At 46.4% G+C, this 17,755-nt stretch carries 3 protein-coding genes; 2 read left to right on the top strand and 1 reads right to left on the bottom strand.

Translation table 11 applies throughout. The features are described 5' to 3' along the window. The first annotated feature begins 35 nt into the window (after window positions 1-35). Together KJW29_RS34475 and KJW29_RS34470 are read left to right on the top strand one after the other, a co-directional pair. Window positions 36-1,904, top strand: a complete 1,869-nt coding sequence (locus KJW29_RS34475; protein ID WP_214628024.1) for a cache domain-containing sensor histidine kinase — start codon at window positions 36-38, stop codon at window positions 1,902-1,904. After that, complete coding sequence (locus tag KJW29_RS34470) at window positions 1,846-3,360, top strand: response regulator transcription factor (protein ID WP_214628023.1); 1,515 nt, start codon at window positions 1,846-1,848, stop codon at window positions 3,358-3,360. Before KJW29_RS34475 ends, KJW29_RS34470 begins: the two co-directional genes overlap by 59 nt. Window positions 3,361-3,475: 115 nt before the next feature. On the opposite strand, the gene KJW29_RS34465 is transcribed toward KJW29_RS34470, so the two are convergent. After that, window positions 3,476-17,731 (bottom strand): Ig-like domain-containing protein, encoded by a 14,256-nt coding sequence (locus KJW29_RS34465; protein ID WP_214628022.1) that lies wholly within the window; start codon window positions 17,729-17,731, stop codon window positions 3,476-3,478. Window positions 17,732-17,755 lie beyond the last annotated feature (24 nt).

Below are 17,755 nucleotides of genomic sequence, written 5' to 3'. Positions count from 1 at the left end.
AAGAGTCGGATCATTGCGAAAGAGAGGGCTGGCGAATGCTGAAAAACGGGAGCCTCCAGACGAAAATTTTCGTCACCTATTCGATCCTCATTCTATTAATCATTGCCTGCATTGTCGCCGCCTTGGCCGTGTACTCGTCGAAAATGGTCCAAAAAGGGGTCTATACCGGCACCGAACGCCTGCTTCAGAAAATTACGGAGCAATTCGACGGGCGCGTAAAGGATATGGAACGGATCAACGTCAGCCTGCTTCTGGATGAAAACCTGGCTAAGCATCTCTATACCCCGGCCAGCATCCCGGGCCTTGGGGTTCAAGACACAAGGAAGCTGACCAACACGATTTCCTCGATCAACGGTCCTTTCAGCTCCGCCTTTAAAATCGTCGCCTTTAATTTTGAGCACGAGTATGCCCTCTCGCCGCAGTCGTTAGACAACGCGGAAGCGCTCTTCCAAGCCGGCCTGGAAGGCATTCCGATCTTCGCACCGCTTGCGGACGGAGACGGCAGCTTCACGCTGCTTCCCCCGCATCTCGACAACTGGTCGCAGCTTCAGGTTCCTGTATTTTCTCTCAGCCGCAAAATCAAGGATGCGGCGGGTAGAGAGTACGGTTATATCGAAGTGCAGCAAAGGTATAGCGATCTAGCTCGCCTATATGAACCCGACCCGGCGATCGATTCGGAGTTCTATATTTTCGATCCGACAGGCGACCTGTTCTATCCCCGACCGTCCATCGATGCCTCGGCCTCTGCCGAAGATGCAGAGCTGTACAAGCCTTACGTTTTTGCAGGATCCAGCGGCTCGGCTTCGGTCCGCAACAGCGGGGGCGAGCCGATGCTGCTTACCTACCGCCAATCTCCGCTGACCGGCCACGTGCTGACCATCGCCCAATCTCGAGAACAGGCGCTAGCTTCCGTCGGCAGGCTGAACGCGCTGATCGTCGGCGCAGGCTTACTGGTCCTGCTGGCGACGCTGATCGTCCTTCATCACAGCTCGAAGCGGCTCACCCTCCCTCTCCGGACGCTGGGCAACTCGCTTAAGCAGGTGACCTTAAGCAATTTGGCGCTGAACATCGACTATACGGACAAAAACAACGAGCTGCAGCAGCTCGATCGGCTGTTCCGAAAAATGTTTTCGCGCTTGCAGCTGTCGATCGAGCAGTTGACCGAGGCGGGCGAACGGGAGGCCAAGGCGCAGTTGCTGGCTCTCCAATCCCAGATCAATCCGCATTTTATCCATAACACGTTAGCGACGATCGGAGCCGCGGCCAAACACGGCGAGCAGCCCGAAAAGGTTGCGGAAATGTGCAGGCAGCTCTCTTCGCAGCTTCGCTATACGACCTCCTCCGACTTCGTCCGGGTCGAGGATGAAATCGAATATACGCGGAATTATTTGAATTTGTTGAAATACCGCTACGAGGAGCATTTCGATTTTGAGATTGACGTCGATCCTGAGCTGAGGGACATTGAGCTTCCGCGAATCACCATCCAGCCTTTCGTGGAAAACGCGATGAAGCATGCATTCGCCTCCGTTCCTCCGCCTTGGCATATCCGGATCGAGGGACGGGTAGCGGGCGGACATTGGAAAATTGCTGTCCTCGACGACGGGGCTGGGGCTGAAGAGCCGACATTAGAGGAGCTGAGGTCGAAGATCGAGGCTTTGTTCTCGAACGAGAGGCGATCGGGAGACGAGGTCCGTACGGGATCGTACAGCCTAGGCATCGTCAACACGTATGCGAGGCTGATGCTCCTGCACGGGGAAAGCGCGACGATGAAAATCGAGAACGCTCCGGAACGGGGACTGAAGGTAAGCTTTGGCGGAAAAATCAAAACGGGAACGGAGGACGGACATGTACAGGGTAATGGTAGTCGAAGACGAGCCTCCTTTGATTCGGGACATTCGTTATGAGATCGAACGAAACTCCTCGCTTTTCCGGGTGACGGCTACCGCGATCAACGGCGCCGACGCTCTGCGAAAGCTGGAAGAGGAAACCCCGGACGTCCTGTTTACCGACATTCGCATGCCGGTCATGGACGGCCTGGAATTAATCAAGGCGATCCGGCAAAAAGACCCTGAGCTCCCGTTCGTCATTCTGAGCGGCTACCGGGATTTCGACTATGCGAAGGAAGCGCTAAAATATCAGGCCTACGACTATTTGCTGAAGCCGGTGTCGCCAGACGATGTGCGGAAGGTGTTGGCCAAGCTCGGAGCGATGCTAGAGGGACGAAAAGAGCAAAGAAAGCGGGCGCTGCTGCTCTCCGCGCTGCACGGGGAGCAGCTCCGCGACGAATCCGATGGGCTGTTCGCCGACCGCTCGTTGGGGCTGCTTCTGGCGCTGTGCGGAGCAGCGTCCGGGGCGGAAGCAAGCCCTGCCGACTTGGAGTCGGAGCTTGCCACGCTAACGACTCCTGGCACTACGCTCCGAGTATGGAGCGGGAAAACGTCTTCGGAGAAAATCGTGATTGTCGATGAGGATCGGGACGGCGACGGGGAGATAGCGGAAAGAGAGCAATTGGCGAAATCGTTGCAGCGTTTGCTGGAGGCAAGATCGGGAACAACAGTAAACGTCGCAATCGGAGCACCGGTTGCCCGGTTGGGCGACATCGCAGGATCGCTTGGTTCTCTCCGGGATTTGCTGCGGCGAAGGGCCGAACACGGCGTATCCAAGCTGATCCTAGAGAACGAAACGCCAGATGCGTCGGAAGCCGGTTCTCCTGTTACCATTCTGACAAACGAAAGATTAATCTCCTTACGATCAATGGTTCATCTGCATCAGAAAAGCTTGTTCAAGGCCGAGTTGTCCTCGTTGATCGGAGAATGGCTCTCGGCCCAGCTTCCCGTCCCGGACTTCACGGCCCTTGTGAAACGGACCCTCCACGCTGTCGGCAAAGGGTATTGGAGGAGGGACGTCGATATCGATTCCGTCGTCGACGAAAGTATGGAAAGCGTTACTCCTAACGAAATATGGAGCGACTCTCTAATCGAGCGGCTAGAAGTTGCTTTGTTCGTGGAGAACAGCATCTCGCGCGACTCTCCGGAAGGCGTCGTCAGCAAACTCGACGACTATCTGAAGGCAAATTCCCATCGCAATTTCGATCCAAAAGAGCTCGCTTCCGGCATCGGCCTCACCGCCCCCTATTTGAGCAAGCTCTTCAAGCAATACAGAGGAATGCCGCTGATCGAATATCTCGCTTATCTCAAGATCGAGAAGGCCAAGCAGTTGATCCGCTCCGACCCGGAGCTGCTGGCGAAGGAAATCGGCGAAATGCTCAGATTCACCGATCCTTTCTACTTCAGCCGTCTGTTCAAGAAGTTCGAAGGCTGTAGCCCATCGGAATACCGCAAGCGGCTGGAGAAGCGGTAGAATCGCTCGTTAGCGTTGCAAATAAAGAAAAAGGGTCTGTCAGATCGTCCGTTTTCACCGACTTTCTGACAGACCCTTTTGTGTTACTATAATTCATAATTGCTTCATCTAAAGATTACTTCTTCAGCTCGGGATCAAACAGTTCGTGCAGTCGTTCCTCTACCATTAGCAGGTTCAGCAGCATAACGACGGCTTCTGCACGACGCATATGATTTTGCGGGCGGAATGTTCCGTCCTCATAACCTTGAATGATACCTGCCTTTCCCGCAGCTTGTACGGAGTTAACCGCAAATGGACTTACATTGCCGACATCTGCAAAGGCTCGCACATGCTTGTTCGGCAATGCCTCTTCATTTACCAGCTTCAGCAGCATCGTTACCATTTCTTGTCTGCTGATCGTTTGGTCAGGACGGAATGTTCCATCGGCATAACCATTGATCACGCCATGACCTGCCAAGGTTGCGATCGCGCCGGCGGCCCAGTGCGATTGGATATCGCTTAATGACCATTTTTTCTTGCCTGTCTTTTCTATCTCTAGCAACTGTACTAACATGGAGGAAAATTCCGCACGCGTCATCGTTGCATTGCCGCGTACCGTTCCATCCTGATAGCCGCGAATCCCTTCCAGCCTCGAGAACAATCCAATCGGCTTCATCGCCCAGTGACCAGCAATATCGCCGTATCCTTCTGTTCCTGTCTGTCCCTTTGTAGCTTCTAATTGTTCACGGAATCTGGCTATCATTTTCTCCAGATCAAGGATATCGGAATTAAACAGACCTTCGTCATTTTCGTTTGGTTCGCTCGGCTCAGGTGTTGGCGTTGTTGGCTCAACTGGCGACGGATCGACTGGCGGTGTCGCACCTGCAATGTAAGTGATGCTTACGCTGCCTTGAATTTCTGCACTGCCAACGACATCATACGCGCGATACGTACGTTGTCCAAGATCGGTAGCACTCACGGCAAACGCCGCTTCACCGTTTCCATCCGTAACAACGCGCCATGTGCGATTCGTAATCTGCTCAATTAATTCGATCTCGCGATTTGCCATCACATGACCGTACTCATCGATAGCTTTTACCGTAATTGTTGCAGTCGATGTGCCGTCTGCTTTAACCGGAGACTGCGCATCCGTTGTAATCGACGAAGCGATTACATCCATGCTGCCATTAACAAAGCTTACAATTGCTTCGCCTAGCGATTCGTCTTCGCCGTTAACGGCGACATAAACCTCGTAGCCTCTTTGCTCGACGACATGCCCCGTCACTGTAAAGCTTGCATGGCCTTGCGCGTCGGTCATGCTTTGTTCTGCTTCCGCTCCATTCAGCCATAAGGATACTGTTTCACCGGCTAATACATGCTGATAGGCATCCTTAATCGTTACTGTAATGACGGCTGGTGATTGACCATTTGCGTGAACAGAAGCTGGTGCTACTGCGATCGTTGAAGATCCTGTATCTACAGGCCCTGCTACGAACGAGATCTGCGCTTGCTGATTTAACGTTAGACCTGTTGGTACATCTTTTACATAAACGTCCAGGCTCTCAACCTCGGAGCTTCGCAGCTCGAATGTTGCTATGCCGTCCTCGTTCGTCGTTGCCTGCCACGTTCTGGTATCTGTCGAATCATCGACATGCAAGGACAATTCGCGATTAGTCACCGGCAGCCCATTCTTATCGACGATCGTAGCGGTTACCACGACAGTGGATACCCCATCTGCCACTACACTAGTCGGAGCAGCAGCTACTGAGGATAGAAGGACATCCATATCACTGTTTACAAATGTTACCGAAGCCTTCTGCACGATCTCCACCTCTGTACCGCCAGCCGGCTTCGCGTAAGCTGTATAAGTGATTTCGCCTAATCCGCCGCTTGTCACTTCAAACGTTGCTTTACCATCCGTACCAGTAACCGGATTAAGGTTCGTAATCGTAGAGCTGCCTCCACTTGCAGCAAGTCTAACCTCTGCACCATTAATCGCATGACCGTACAGATCCTTTACCGTTACTGTAATCGTTGTTGCGCTTGTTCCATCTGCGACGACCACATCACGGTGCGCGCTAACAACAGATTGCTGTGCATCCGGAGCGCCTGTCACATAATTAATAACAATTTGGTCATGCAATTTCATTTCAGTCGCTACATCGATGACAGCGTAAGTGATGGACTCGACGGCATCATGAGCAACTTCAAAGCTTGCCACACCATTTTCATCCGTTACGGCTAGCTGCGGAGCAATTGCAGATTGACCGCCTGCCGCTTCTAATCGTACTTGACGAGAAGCAAGCGGATGACGACTCGAATCAAGCAGCGTTGCTTCAATAACTGCTTTATCGGTGCCATTAGCCAAAAGCTCTGAATGCGAGCTTGTTACTGACGATGCACTTACATCCAAATTGCCTGCCACAAACATTAAGGTTGCTTGCTGTGTAAACTCTTGACCACTAATCATATCGATTACCTTATAAGTAATCTCGTCAATATCTTGGTTCGATACCATAAACATTGCCTTGCCGTTGCCATCGGTTTCAATAACCTCGACATCGATATGCGAGCTTCCGCTCAATGGTTCGAGCTTAACTTCACGATATGGGATTGGTGTCCCGTTATGATCCACAACCTCGACCTCAATCACGCCATATTCTTGACCATTAGCGGCAACCGCCGCCTTAATGGCTTCGACTCTGGATTGCTCTACATCCAGCTTCTGATCCGGGTTTATAAAGCGCAGTACAACCGAATCCATCGTTACAATTTGACGATACGAATCCGCAAAATACATAACGACGTTCGCAGGTTGCTGACTTGTCACTCTAAAGCGATACACGCCATTTGCATCTGATCCATCTTGTGCATCCAGTTTATCAACCTGCACATCATGAATACCAAATCCGTAGTGATCAAGATATGCGCCGACCATCGGCTTACCGTCTGTACCTACCATATGAACGGTGATCAATGAAGCTTCACTGCCGTCCGCTATGCGCTCAACATGATCCACTTCAATGCGTGATTGCTCCGGATCGAACACTTGACTCGTAAAGGTATGATAATGTCCATAGCCTACAACACGCTTTAAGCCTTCATCATACATCTCAATTCGTACACTCCCTGGTTCCGTACGCTTCATACGGAAGGTCGTGATGCCAGCAGCATTAGTTAGGGCGTCGCCAGTCCGTTCAAATACCGTTTTCGTATCCGGAATATAGCTGCCGCTATCTGGATCCCATACACTTGCAATTAACGAAATATCACGTCCAGCGATTGGATTTCCTCCACTATCTGTCGTTGTTGCAGTTAAGTTCACCCAATACTCTTTTTCTAAGCTAACTGCAGAATCATTAACCGGACTTGTTAGATAACCGTTGCCAATGAAGTCACCTCTCGTAAAGGTTAAAGTTGGAAGAACCATTAGCTTCGTGCGTGTTCCTGAATTCGTCTCAACAAGGTTAACGGATAGCTCTGCTTTGCCTAGTGTCCTAATATCTAATAAGTACGGCTCATAAGGATTACCCCATATTGGCTTTACGTCGAACTGTTTCGTGAATGATTCCTTGCCATCACCTAACGTTCCAGTTACTTCAAATACATACCTTTCATTTGGCTTTTGCTGATATGGCTCGCCATTTTCAGCCTTTATCACCATCGTAAGCTTCGGCGTTTCACCGATTTTGAAGTTAACCTTTTCTACCGATATTTCGGAATTGATCCCATCAACTTCACCCTGCACGAAGGTTAGCTTAGGTATGCTCGGCAGAGATGTCCAAGCTCCGTTGTAGCGAATATTACCGCTGGTCGTGAACTCCGAAGCACCCTGATACGCAATCGGTATAACGAGCTTTCCATCAGCATCTGTTTTTCCTGTGATCGGAATGACCGTTGCTGGGCCAACCATCGAAGCATCGATATCTGCCGAGACATATGGATTGCCGTAGCGATCCTTAGCTTCAATTGTAAGAACGGCTTGATCTACGCCATTGCCTAATACGGTTGTTTTGTCCAACGTCGCTGTTGCCCGTATATTAGTATACGTAAAATCAACAGGGACAACGTTTACTGTTGCAGTGAACTCAGCGTCCGAACCATCAACGGTAATTTTAATATCAGCTGTACCAAGCGACACACCGTATACTCCGAAATTTACACTTCCAAAAGAATTCGTATAGCTGCTCGTTAGAGAGAAGCGAATATGACCGCTTTCTGTTGAAATTTTTACGGATTTATTAGCAATAGCTTGATTTAATTCATCTGCCAGCCTGACCGTAAGTATCGCTGCATCCGATCCATCATTTTTAATTTCCGTTTTATCAAGCGTAACGGTCGTATTGCTTTCATCCGCCGGACCATAGTCATTCATGAGCATAAACGTCTTAAACGGATATGGAACATTTTCCATATACAGCTGCAGCGTTACTGAACCATAGGCTCGTGCCGGAACGATAAACTCAACCTTCCCGTCACTGTCCGTCGTTTGAGCTTCAGTGCCTATCAGTCCATTATTTAATCCATTGCGCGTCTGTAAATTAACCGTTTTATTGGTGATCGGATAACCTTTTGCATCACGAACATAGGCCGTAATCGTAGCTGTTTCTGTACTTCCAGCAACGAGTGTCGTTTTGCTAATCGTTGCCTCTGTCTGATTGCCGTCCATACTGCCTGCTACGAAATTTAGCGTCAGCGTCTTGCTAAAGCCTTGCTCTACTTCCGTTGCCGTTACTACCGCTTCGCCGATCTCTGTACCTGTAACCGTAAAGTAGGCTTCGCCATTACTATTGGTCGTTCTCGTTTCAGGCGAGATCGTAACACCCGTCTTATCCGTAGTTAATGAAATTTCTTTATTAGCTATAGGTCGACTAGCAGCATCAATTAGTGTAACACGAACCGTTCTGCTATCTGTTCCATTAGCTATAACATCCGTATTCGCATTAAACCCGGCAAGCTCGATATTCATTTTGCTTCCATCAACCGGACCGGCGATAAACGTGACATTAAATCGCTGGTCAAAATACGTGCTATTTCCTATGCGAGCTACGAATCTAAACGGAGTCCCTGCTTGCTTACTTGTAAATTTAGCCGTAATCTTCCCGCTTGCGTCCGTATTTCCAGTAAGATAACCAGGACTGATCGAACCCGTACCTGATTCCATCCATAGTTGGTAAGGAACATTTTCAAGTTCATGACCACCTGCGTCTCGTACGGTGATAACAAGCTCAGCTTCATCTACACCATCGGCATAAGCCCCCGACTCTACCTCAATCGTCGTACGACTTGCGCTAGGCCCGCCGATTTTGAAGCTTACGTCTTTCGTTACGGCTAGCGCATTGCCTCCCGCTTCCTTCGCTTCAATCGTAGCCGTGCCACTGACTGCTGATGTTACATCAAATAGGGCTGTTCCTTGGGCATCCGTTACAGACTGTACAGCTGTATTCGTTGTTGCAACTCCAGCAATATTCGTCAGCTCTACTGTTCTTCCTTCTAGCAGATAGCCATTCGCATTACGCAGAATGATATTCAGCTTAACTGGAGTCGTGCCGTCCGCTAGCGATTCAAATGCATTCGCTTCAATCGTAGATTTCACAGGGTCCATCGCAGGATCCTCGATTGAGAATTTAAATCGGCCCGCATCCAGCGTTTTACCGTTATCAAGCACAACACGTACACGAACATCATATTGATCTGGGGTCGTTAGCTGCACGACCTCTGATGTCTGAGTTCCATCATATGCATTCGCTGAATCAATCCAGCCTTGGCTGTTTATGTTGTATTGTACCTTTGTAATTTTGAATCCCGGAACATCATATTTGCTCACATGTATTGTTGCATCATCCCAGAACACATTTGCTTCAATCGGATTCGTACTAGTTACTGTAGCTGTAAGCTTCTCCGCATCTGACGACGTGTTGTTCACAATGACCTTATAGGTTGTAGAACTCGGATAGCCTGTTCCTTTTTCCTTCGGCGTTACGGTGATTGTAAATTCATTATCTGTACCGTTAGCTGAAGAATTTAGAGCGAAGCTTCCCGTCAACCCGCCAAGTTGATTATTAATAACTTGACCATCTGGTCCCAATACCGTAACTGTTGCACCTGGATTTTTAGCTGCTGCGATGAGCTGCGTGGCATCTAATCCTTCAACAGCTGCACGATATTCGCGCGTTCCACTATTCGCCTCGAAATTAAGCGGTATACCAGTCATCGAGATCAGACTTAGATCGCTAGTGTAGTTGTTCGTAGATTCCTGATAGAATTCGGCACGAACATCATGGCCCTTCTGTGTAAAGCTGAAGATATGCTCTACGATTTGCTCAGAGCCCAGTTGCAGCAATTGGCTTGCATGTGTTAAATACTGCTTTTCTAGCACCTCACCGTTTTCATCTAATAGGAACATGACCACATTACCATCAGCTATTGGAGCCATATTCATATTTTGAATCGAGAAGGAAACCACTGATCCTGAACCAGTATTATTCTGCTCTGTTTCCATACGAACCAATGGCTTGTTGTATTTGATAGATAGTCGCTCTACGAATACGGATTGAAAGTTATTCGTATCATCAAATTCTGTAAGCACAGCACCGTTCTCATCCTCTAACCATGTGCGCACATACACATACAAGCCTTCGTCTGGAATTTCTGTCTTACCTTGCTTCGCTAGATACGACTTCACATCAAAATCCAGAACCGCGGTGTAACCACCGTTATCCATCATATCGAGCGACAACTCATCCGCTATCGTTAGCGGCGTACCTATCGCAAACTCATCGATGAAGTTCGTATTTTCATATAAACCAACCTTCACCACTCTGCCTTTATTGCCTGCAAGCGTCGCATCATTTTTGTTATACAACGGAATCGTCAGCTCACGAATGCCATCCGCTGCTGTCATGCTGGCATCAGACATCCCGATGTCAGCAATATCCAGCTTAATGCGTCCATCTTCAGTTAAATGTTCTCCATTGGCAAATCTTGCCGTTACCGTAAAATCAATGTTCCCAATCGAATCTGGAACACTGTACGTAAATACGAGATGTTCTGTACGGTTCGGTGCGATCTGTACAGGATACGTTTGAGATCTTCCATTGATCTCGATCGTAACCTCATCAATCGTATCAATCCCTTCATTTACAATCGTAAATTCAATAGGAAGATCAAAGTTTCGCACAATTTCTTCCGGATTGAGGTAGATTTGACCGCCATTAAACGCATTTTTATAATAGCCCGTTGATGTATACAGATTACTAATCGTTTTTGAGACATAAACCGGAATATCCTCGCCATCTTCTGTCGATATATTCCCTGCTTCTAACGCATCCGTTGTATAGGTCGTTCCTAATAGTACTCCCTTCACTTGACGACCGTCTGCCGCACTCACATAAACGGACAAGCTATCAAGCTGGGTGAAGTCTTCAGCGGTACCAATATCCTGAACGGAACTGAGATAGAACTGCGACCCATTCACACCGAATTTGACTGCTCGCAAGGAATCTCGTTGAATTGACTCTCCCGTTGTCTCATCCGTTTCCACTTTAGCATTTTTCCAAACTATAGATAGGTTATCTACTGTATTAACAGTGTCGGACATCTTCGCAAAAACGAATCTAGGATCAATAACCTCATCCATCGATACTTGAATATCCGATAGGCTATCTACGAATGTTGGATCAAGCTCCCCGCTCTTATCAATCGCTGCAAGTGGAATATCATTTACCTTTGAGCCAAAAGCCGTTTCACTTGTTTTGTACCAAGCAAGAACAAATCGCTCACTATTATCACTCCAACGTACACTTGTCAGCTGTGGATTTTCATCTGCCCACTGATCACTTGTCAATTGAACATGTTTAACGATACCCTTCGTCTTCCAAGTTGCAGCCGTTGCAGATGGGTCCTTATTCGTATCGACAACCATATATACGATCTCATTGTCCTTCGCGTCTTGCTGACCGCCATGATTAACCGCAAAGGCAATCGCGCTCGTACCATCAGACAATGCCGCCGCATTAATGCCCATAATCGTACCATTTGTACCGTTGTACAATACTTCCGGATCACTCCACTCGCCCGTTGTACGATCATACACACGATACATAATCGAATCAAAGGAAGAGAAGTCAAATGGATTATCTACGTTATGAGAATACGCATTACGGTATGCAACCATGACTTTATCATCACTTACAGCAACAACTGGCGCTAAATCAGGCGTCGCGTTGTCTGTTAACGGATAGGTCACCCATGATTGTCCGTCATATATGGCAGCAACAACCTCCGTGCTGTTATTCATCAACATAATTTCTTCATTCGTAATTTCTTCGCCTGCTTCTTTTGCGATAGGCTGATCCTGCGTTACCCAGACAGCAGCTACGAAATCATCCTCGCCATCTACCTGAAGACCGCTATCGCCAAAGCCGCGAAGCGAGGAATCCGTAACGATCGAGCCTTGATCCTCATATTGACCGGAAGCCGTATTCAGCTTAGCCCATGAGGCTACGGTATCTTTTACATCCGTACTTCCTGCATCTGATAGATAGGCGAATAATGAACCATCATTAGCCACGATCGGATTAGAAAACGGATATGCATTCGTCTGAAGCGTTGTAATGGAAGATGTTGCGCTCGTGGAGAGCGCACCCCTTAGACGTGCATTGCTAGTACCTGAACTCTTCCATGCGCGCTCATACTCCGTTAAGTAATCACGATTTTCTACCTTGATTCCCTCTAGCACCTCCATCTCTGGCTGTCCAATGGATTCAAGGTACATACTAATTGCTTTTGGCGCATTCGCTGAGGTTAATTGTCCCTGTTTCGAGTGTTTCTTCCAATACTCCTCAATTTCATTCCAATTCGCAAACAGCCATGTTTTGCTATATTTCAGCGACGCTAAATCATGCGTAACCGAAATGAATAGAAATTTGAACATAACACGAACGCCGACGATCCCCTCTAACGTCAACTTATTCCCTATCCTGCTTTTATCATCAAATTGAGGAGCATAATTCCTGGACAGATAATGTGTCGTGTTGTCAAAAGTTAATCTACCGAACACTCCGATCTTCATCGCAATGATAGATAGGTCAAATCCAACACCGCCAAATACTTCAGCATACGCAACGACTCTTAATGATGCTAAGTAATCATTTTCGCTTGTTTTACTTGGATCAGACCATGGATAACCAGGAATCTCATCGTATAGCACGCTTGTATTAAAGCCGATCTCAATAGCAGCTCCAACCTCTATAGAAAAGGTAACAGGAACAAAGCCAGCCATCATATTCCATGACTGCTTGTATTGGAAGCCGCCCCCTGCTGTAAAGCCCCCTGCTTCTACGATATTATCCCATTGTCCGGTTTGCGTATTATATCGAATCGTTCCCATATAATAACCGCCAACCGTAAACATTGGTCCCTTGTCCGTTTGTCCTTGCATCCGTTCTGCTTGATTATAAGAATCCCTTTGTTCTTGAGCATAGGAGCCTTTTGCCATACTCAACATATCTCCAGCACCAGGTGCAAAGCTTTGTTCATTATTTTTGAAAAACTTCACATCGGCACCTGAACCGCCCGTTGTTGATGGAATCGTAGACTTGTGTACCTTCATGATTGTCTTATATACCATCGGATCATCTGTTGGATAGATGTTCATCGACGCCGGCCCTACCTTCAGGCCATACTTACCGAGCAACTTTAATGTTTCTAGCATTATTTTGTCATTATTGCTTGGAGCAACCGAAGTCATTGGGGCATTCTTCATATCATTACGGATTCTATTTATTTCTGAGCTTACTCCCATAATGTCAACACCAGGCACACCAATCATGTTCACTACTGTTGCTTCTCCATTGAAGCTCTTCAAAAACTCTCCCTGATCATCGTACAATCGATGACTATACGATCCTGATTTCGCTTTTTCCAGCCAAATCGTTTTGGAATTAAACAGCTGAACATGCTTCGTCGTATAGTAATCCGAGAATGGATACTTCATCGTCTCATAGCTTTGGCCATCAGGCATAACACCAAGCTCATTAAGAAGCTCAACCTTCACCGTATCATTAACGTTGGTTTCACCCCACCACATAAACTCCGTCGTCAAATTGATCGATGAAAACTGATTGTTTGGACCAAATTTCCCTCTATAATTCAACAGATTAATGCGTGTAGACTGACTACTCGTATTCACAAACTGAGAATAAATAAAGGTTTCTCTTTGTCCGCTTGGATTGGCACGAAGACCTTGGTTTTTATCTCCAAACTCTATCATGTCAACAGGCGTGGCATTACCAGAGCTGTAAACCAATAATGGATAATAAGCATCATTACCGAATTGAACTTCTAGAATAATTTCAATTTCATCCTTAGCCGAGATGGAATACGCATTATTTTCATGCGAAGGATCGTAGAAATCTGTCGTATCGAAAATAACGTGTAATCTTCCATCATTACCGATCGTTACAGGAGTATCGACACCAATTTCAGCAGGTGACGCATAGCGACCATTACGATAAACTCCGCCACGGTACGTAATTTCGCCAACATATGGTTTACCGTCAGGCTTTTTCAAATACACATCTACTTCTGCTAATCTTCTAAGTTGTAAAATATTAACGGGATATAGCTGTCTTGTCGCTGGATCCTGCTCCTTCGACTTTAGCACCATCCCATCGATGACACCTGTATACGTCGAATGGTCATGGAACGATGTAATATAAACATCGCTTACAATGCCATTTTCCTCATACAACGCCAGCTCGCCAGTAGCATTTGTCTTTACTTCACGTTCTACCTCTACACCATTTTCTATCGTCTTGTAGCTTAGAGTGCTCTCCACCTTCGGATAGAGCTGGAACAGATAAAGCTTATCTCGCAACGTTTCAACCGTTACATCAAGCTCCATAGCAATTCCTGTTCGCGCATGAGTAGCGTTAACCTTCGTTTGCCCCGTTTCTAGTCCAGTTAAGTGAAATTTCGAAGTCGGGGTATAGGAGTTATACTCATACTCCTCAATAGAGGCAACATTATTGTACGTGCCATAATTCAGCGTTGCGATGCCGTAATCAGCAACATCCCAAGCCACTTGATCCGTAATCAGATTCAGATCCTTGAACTGCGAATAATTGATGTTCGTCCCCTTCACAAGGGTAATATCACGCTTCAAAGCGAGAATCTGCTCACTCGTCATAGTAGAAATTCGGTCAATATTGCTTAGCTTTACCGCATTTTCCTGCTGACCGTCCACCCATATTTCAAGCGAATCTGCATCGTATACGTACAAATAATAAGAATCATAAGACCAAGTTGATCCTGAGCTGTTCTTCGCTTTAATGGTAACGACATAATTATCCTTCAGACGCTGAGAGCTTCCATCTACTGCGTCTATCTTAAGCACGAAGTCGCCTGACGATTTGTTAACAGAACCGCTTGTAAATTGTTCTGTCTCTGCGTCATACGTAATCTGACTGCCAAGCACACGCTCGCCATTACGCGTCACTTCGAATTCAAATTCACTGCCCTCAAACCCGTCGAAGTTACTCATATTCCAGGAGATAGGAATAGATCCCACGCTGTCTGTAAAGGCCTGACCTGCCGAGCGATCAATTTCAATCTTCACTGCTGGGGAGCGAACGACAATATGTGAGGTCGCTGCCAATGTATTTAGCTCATTCTCTGGATTTTTCGTTGACACGCGCAGCGTATATGTGGGTGCTCCGCCTATCGAAAGCGCCGTTAAGTATTGTCCAGGAATGACAAAGCTCGATGCGTCCACTAACGCTGTCGTTGCCGGGCCACTCCACGTTTGGATTGGTGTCTGTGCAGCCAAGTCTGCTTCGCTATAATTTCCTTCATATAGCTCTACCTTGAAGTTTGCTTTATTCGGTGTTCCACCTTGTGCAAGCTTTTTGTAACGCGACATGACATTGGTAGACCAATACATCACCGCATCCTGCTCTTGATAAGCGATAATTTGATTGGCAAAGCTTGGAATCACAATCATTGCTGAACCATCATCGATGATTTCAATCGAATCAGAAACAATTTCAGTTGGCGGATTAACACGCCCATCATTTTTGGCGATTAAACTAAACGTGACAAAGCCTGTCGTCTTAGGGATAATCGTTCCATCTGCCAATATGGAAGCAATCGACTCATCGCTGCTTCTCCATTCCAATTGATCAGGCGTTTGGAAGGTAGCTTCTGCAGGCACTTGATACGATAGTTTTGTGGCATTACCGCTAATCAGATTAACTTCATTATTCGTACCTGATGGCCAAACGTCAGGATATACAATGCTTGCATTATCTGCCGTAATATAAAGAGGTCTTTCAATTTTAAAATATTGGAACGTATCATTAAGCATTGCCATATCTTCACGCAAGCCTAATGTAGCTGAATTCAAATCACTGCCATTGTTATAGAAAATTTTGGCGCGTAAATATCCAGATTCAGCGTGAGCATCAGAAAGCAGGTCAAACGTTTTATCGTTAACCTCTAGTTCACCTGTTAATGTTAATGGTGTCGTAGGCTCACCGCCAGCATCGCGCTTCCAATCCAGCTCAATAATCCCATTATCGCGATCACCAACCGAAACGTAGACACGCTTTTTAATATCTTCAGGCGTAATCGCACCATTAACTAACCATTCATAGAAGCCCTCTGTGGCCTCTAATTGAACCTCGACTTTAATGTTGTCGCCAACATAATACAGATTTTTATCAATAGATAATCCGTTAAATATATCTGCTCTGTTAGGTACGATAGTAATTTCCGGGTTATTAGCATAGCTGCCGCCGGCATATTCTTCGGGATAACTATGCTGGATATTTGGATTTGGATAATTATTTCCATAGAAATCGACATCTCGCCAATATTTCCAGTTAAATATTCGGTTCATATTATTAACTTTCTTTACATTAAATCCATCATACAGCTTCGGATCAGCAAGATAATCTATCGTTGCTTGCTTGCTTATAGGACTTGCGAAACTGTGTAACAACCCAGCAGTTACATAATCATACTCATCGGGTTCTCTTGATTTAGAGAGTAAATAAGCAATTTGTCCATTTTTTAAATCCAAGTTTCCATCCTTAGCATTTTTATAATTAAAAACATCCCGAGGTGGTCTAGGTTCTTGTGGATGATTAAAATATACATTAATAGGAAGCAATTGGCCTGTTTTATAAGTAGCCGAGTTCCCTTCGAATCTATCAAGATAATTCCCAAGATACTTTCCAGAGAAGTTAGTTTGAGCGTAGATATTAAATTCATCCACTCCTCTTACGCCACCGATTTCAAGGCGACCTGCATCACCGTATCTCAAAGCTAGCGGTACATAAGCACCGCCATTATAAGAATAATAAGTGCCTAGGTCTGAATGACTAAGTGACGTCTTATAACTAAAACGGTCAAAGTTTTTAAAATCATAGAAATGCAATAAATCCGCTTGTGAATAGCCGTCGAACACGTCGTTTTGAAAAAGATTCCAGTCTTTTGTTTTCACACTAGCTTGTCCACGTCTAGTAATATTGTATTTGAGCCTAACGCTTGTTTCTCCAGGCTTGAACGTTATTGTTCCATTACTTGCGCCATCAGCACGTCCAAACTTTTGCGAAACGTTAATCCACTCATACTTAAATGAGACAGGAACTGACTGCGCCGTGTTCAGACGAAATTCGATATTATCACCTTGGTAAAAAGCATCTAACAAATGTACCGATATCTGCACAAGGTCTTTGTAGTCTTCATTTTTTCCAATGTATGCAGGCGTTGTTCCTGCTTGTGAGGAGTTCAGCATACGAGAATCCTGATTGTCTAAAGCGATCATATTTCCTTCTGCATCATATACAATCGGGTTGCCATTCGCGTCCAGGGTTTGAATTCCATTCTTAAAGGCTTGGGAATATATATCTTCAATATTGTTGAGATGCTGCTCGGTAATATCAACCTCACCCTGCTCCAGCTTATCCAACAATTGACCAAGCGACTGTTCAATCTCAATCAGCTTTTTGAGCTGCTCAAGCGTGATTTCATCACCATCGACTGCTGCAATCTGCGATAGATCCGTGTTTGGATCTTGAATCAGCTTAACTGCTTGATCTAAGGAGTACGATTGGCCGTTTAACACAATCGGAAAGTTCTTCACTTCCCCCTGATCATTTACAGTACCCAGTTGCTGCATCAAACGGAGCATCGTTAACGCTTCATCTTCTCCATACTCTTCTACTAAAGCAGCATACAATTCAGATTGCTGTAATGCCTCCGAACTAGCAGATGTAGTAGATGTAGTAGAGACTCCTGCTGCGGTAATTGTTGGTGTCACCAGGGACAGCACCATCATTACAGCAAGTACACACGCAATTATTGGCTTCCACGTCCGTATTTTCAAAGCTTTGTACACTCCTTTAAATTT

Origin of the sequence: Paenibacillus agaridevorans, assembly GCF_018604145.1 — a bacterium.
GTDB lineage: Bacteria > Bacillota > Bacilli > Paenibacillales > Paenibacillaceae > Pristimantibacillus > Pristimantibacillus agaridevorans.
The sequence above is the reverse complement of the archived record's forward strand: the minus strand, read 5'-3'. Positions and strand labels throughout refer to the sequence as shown.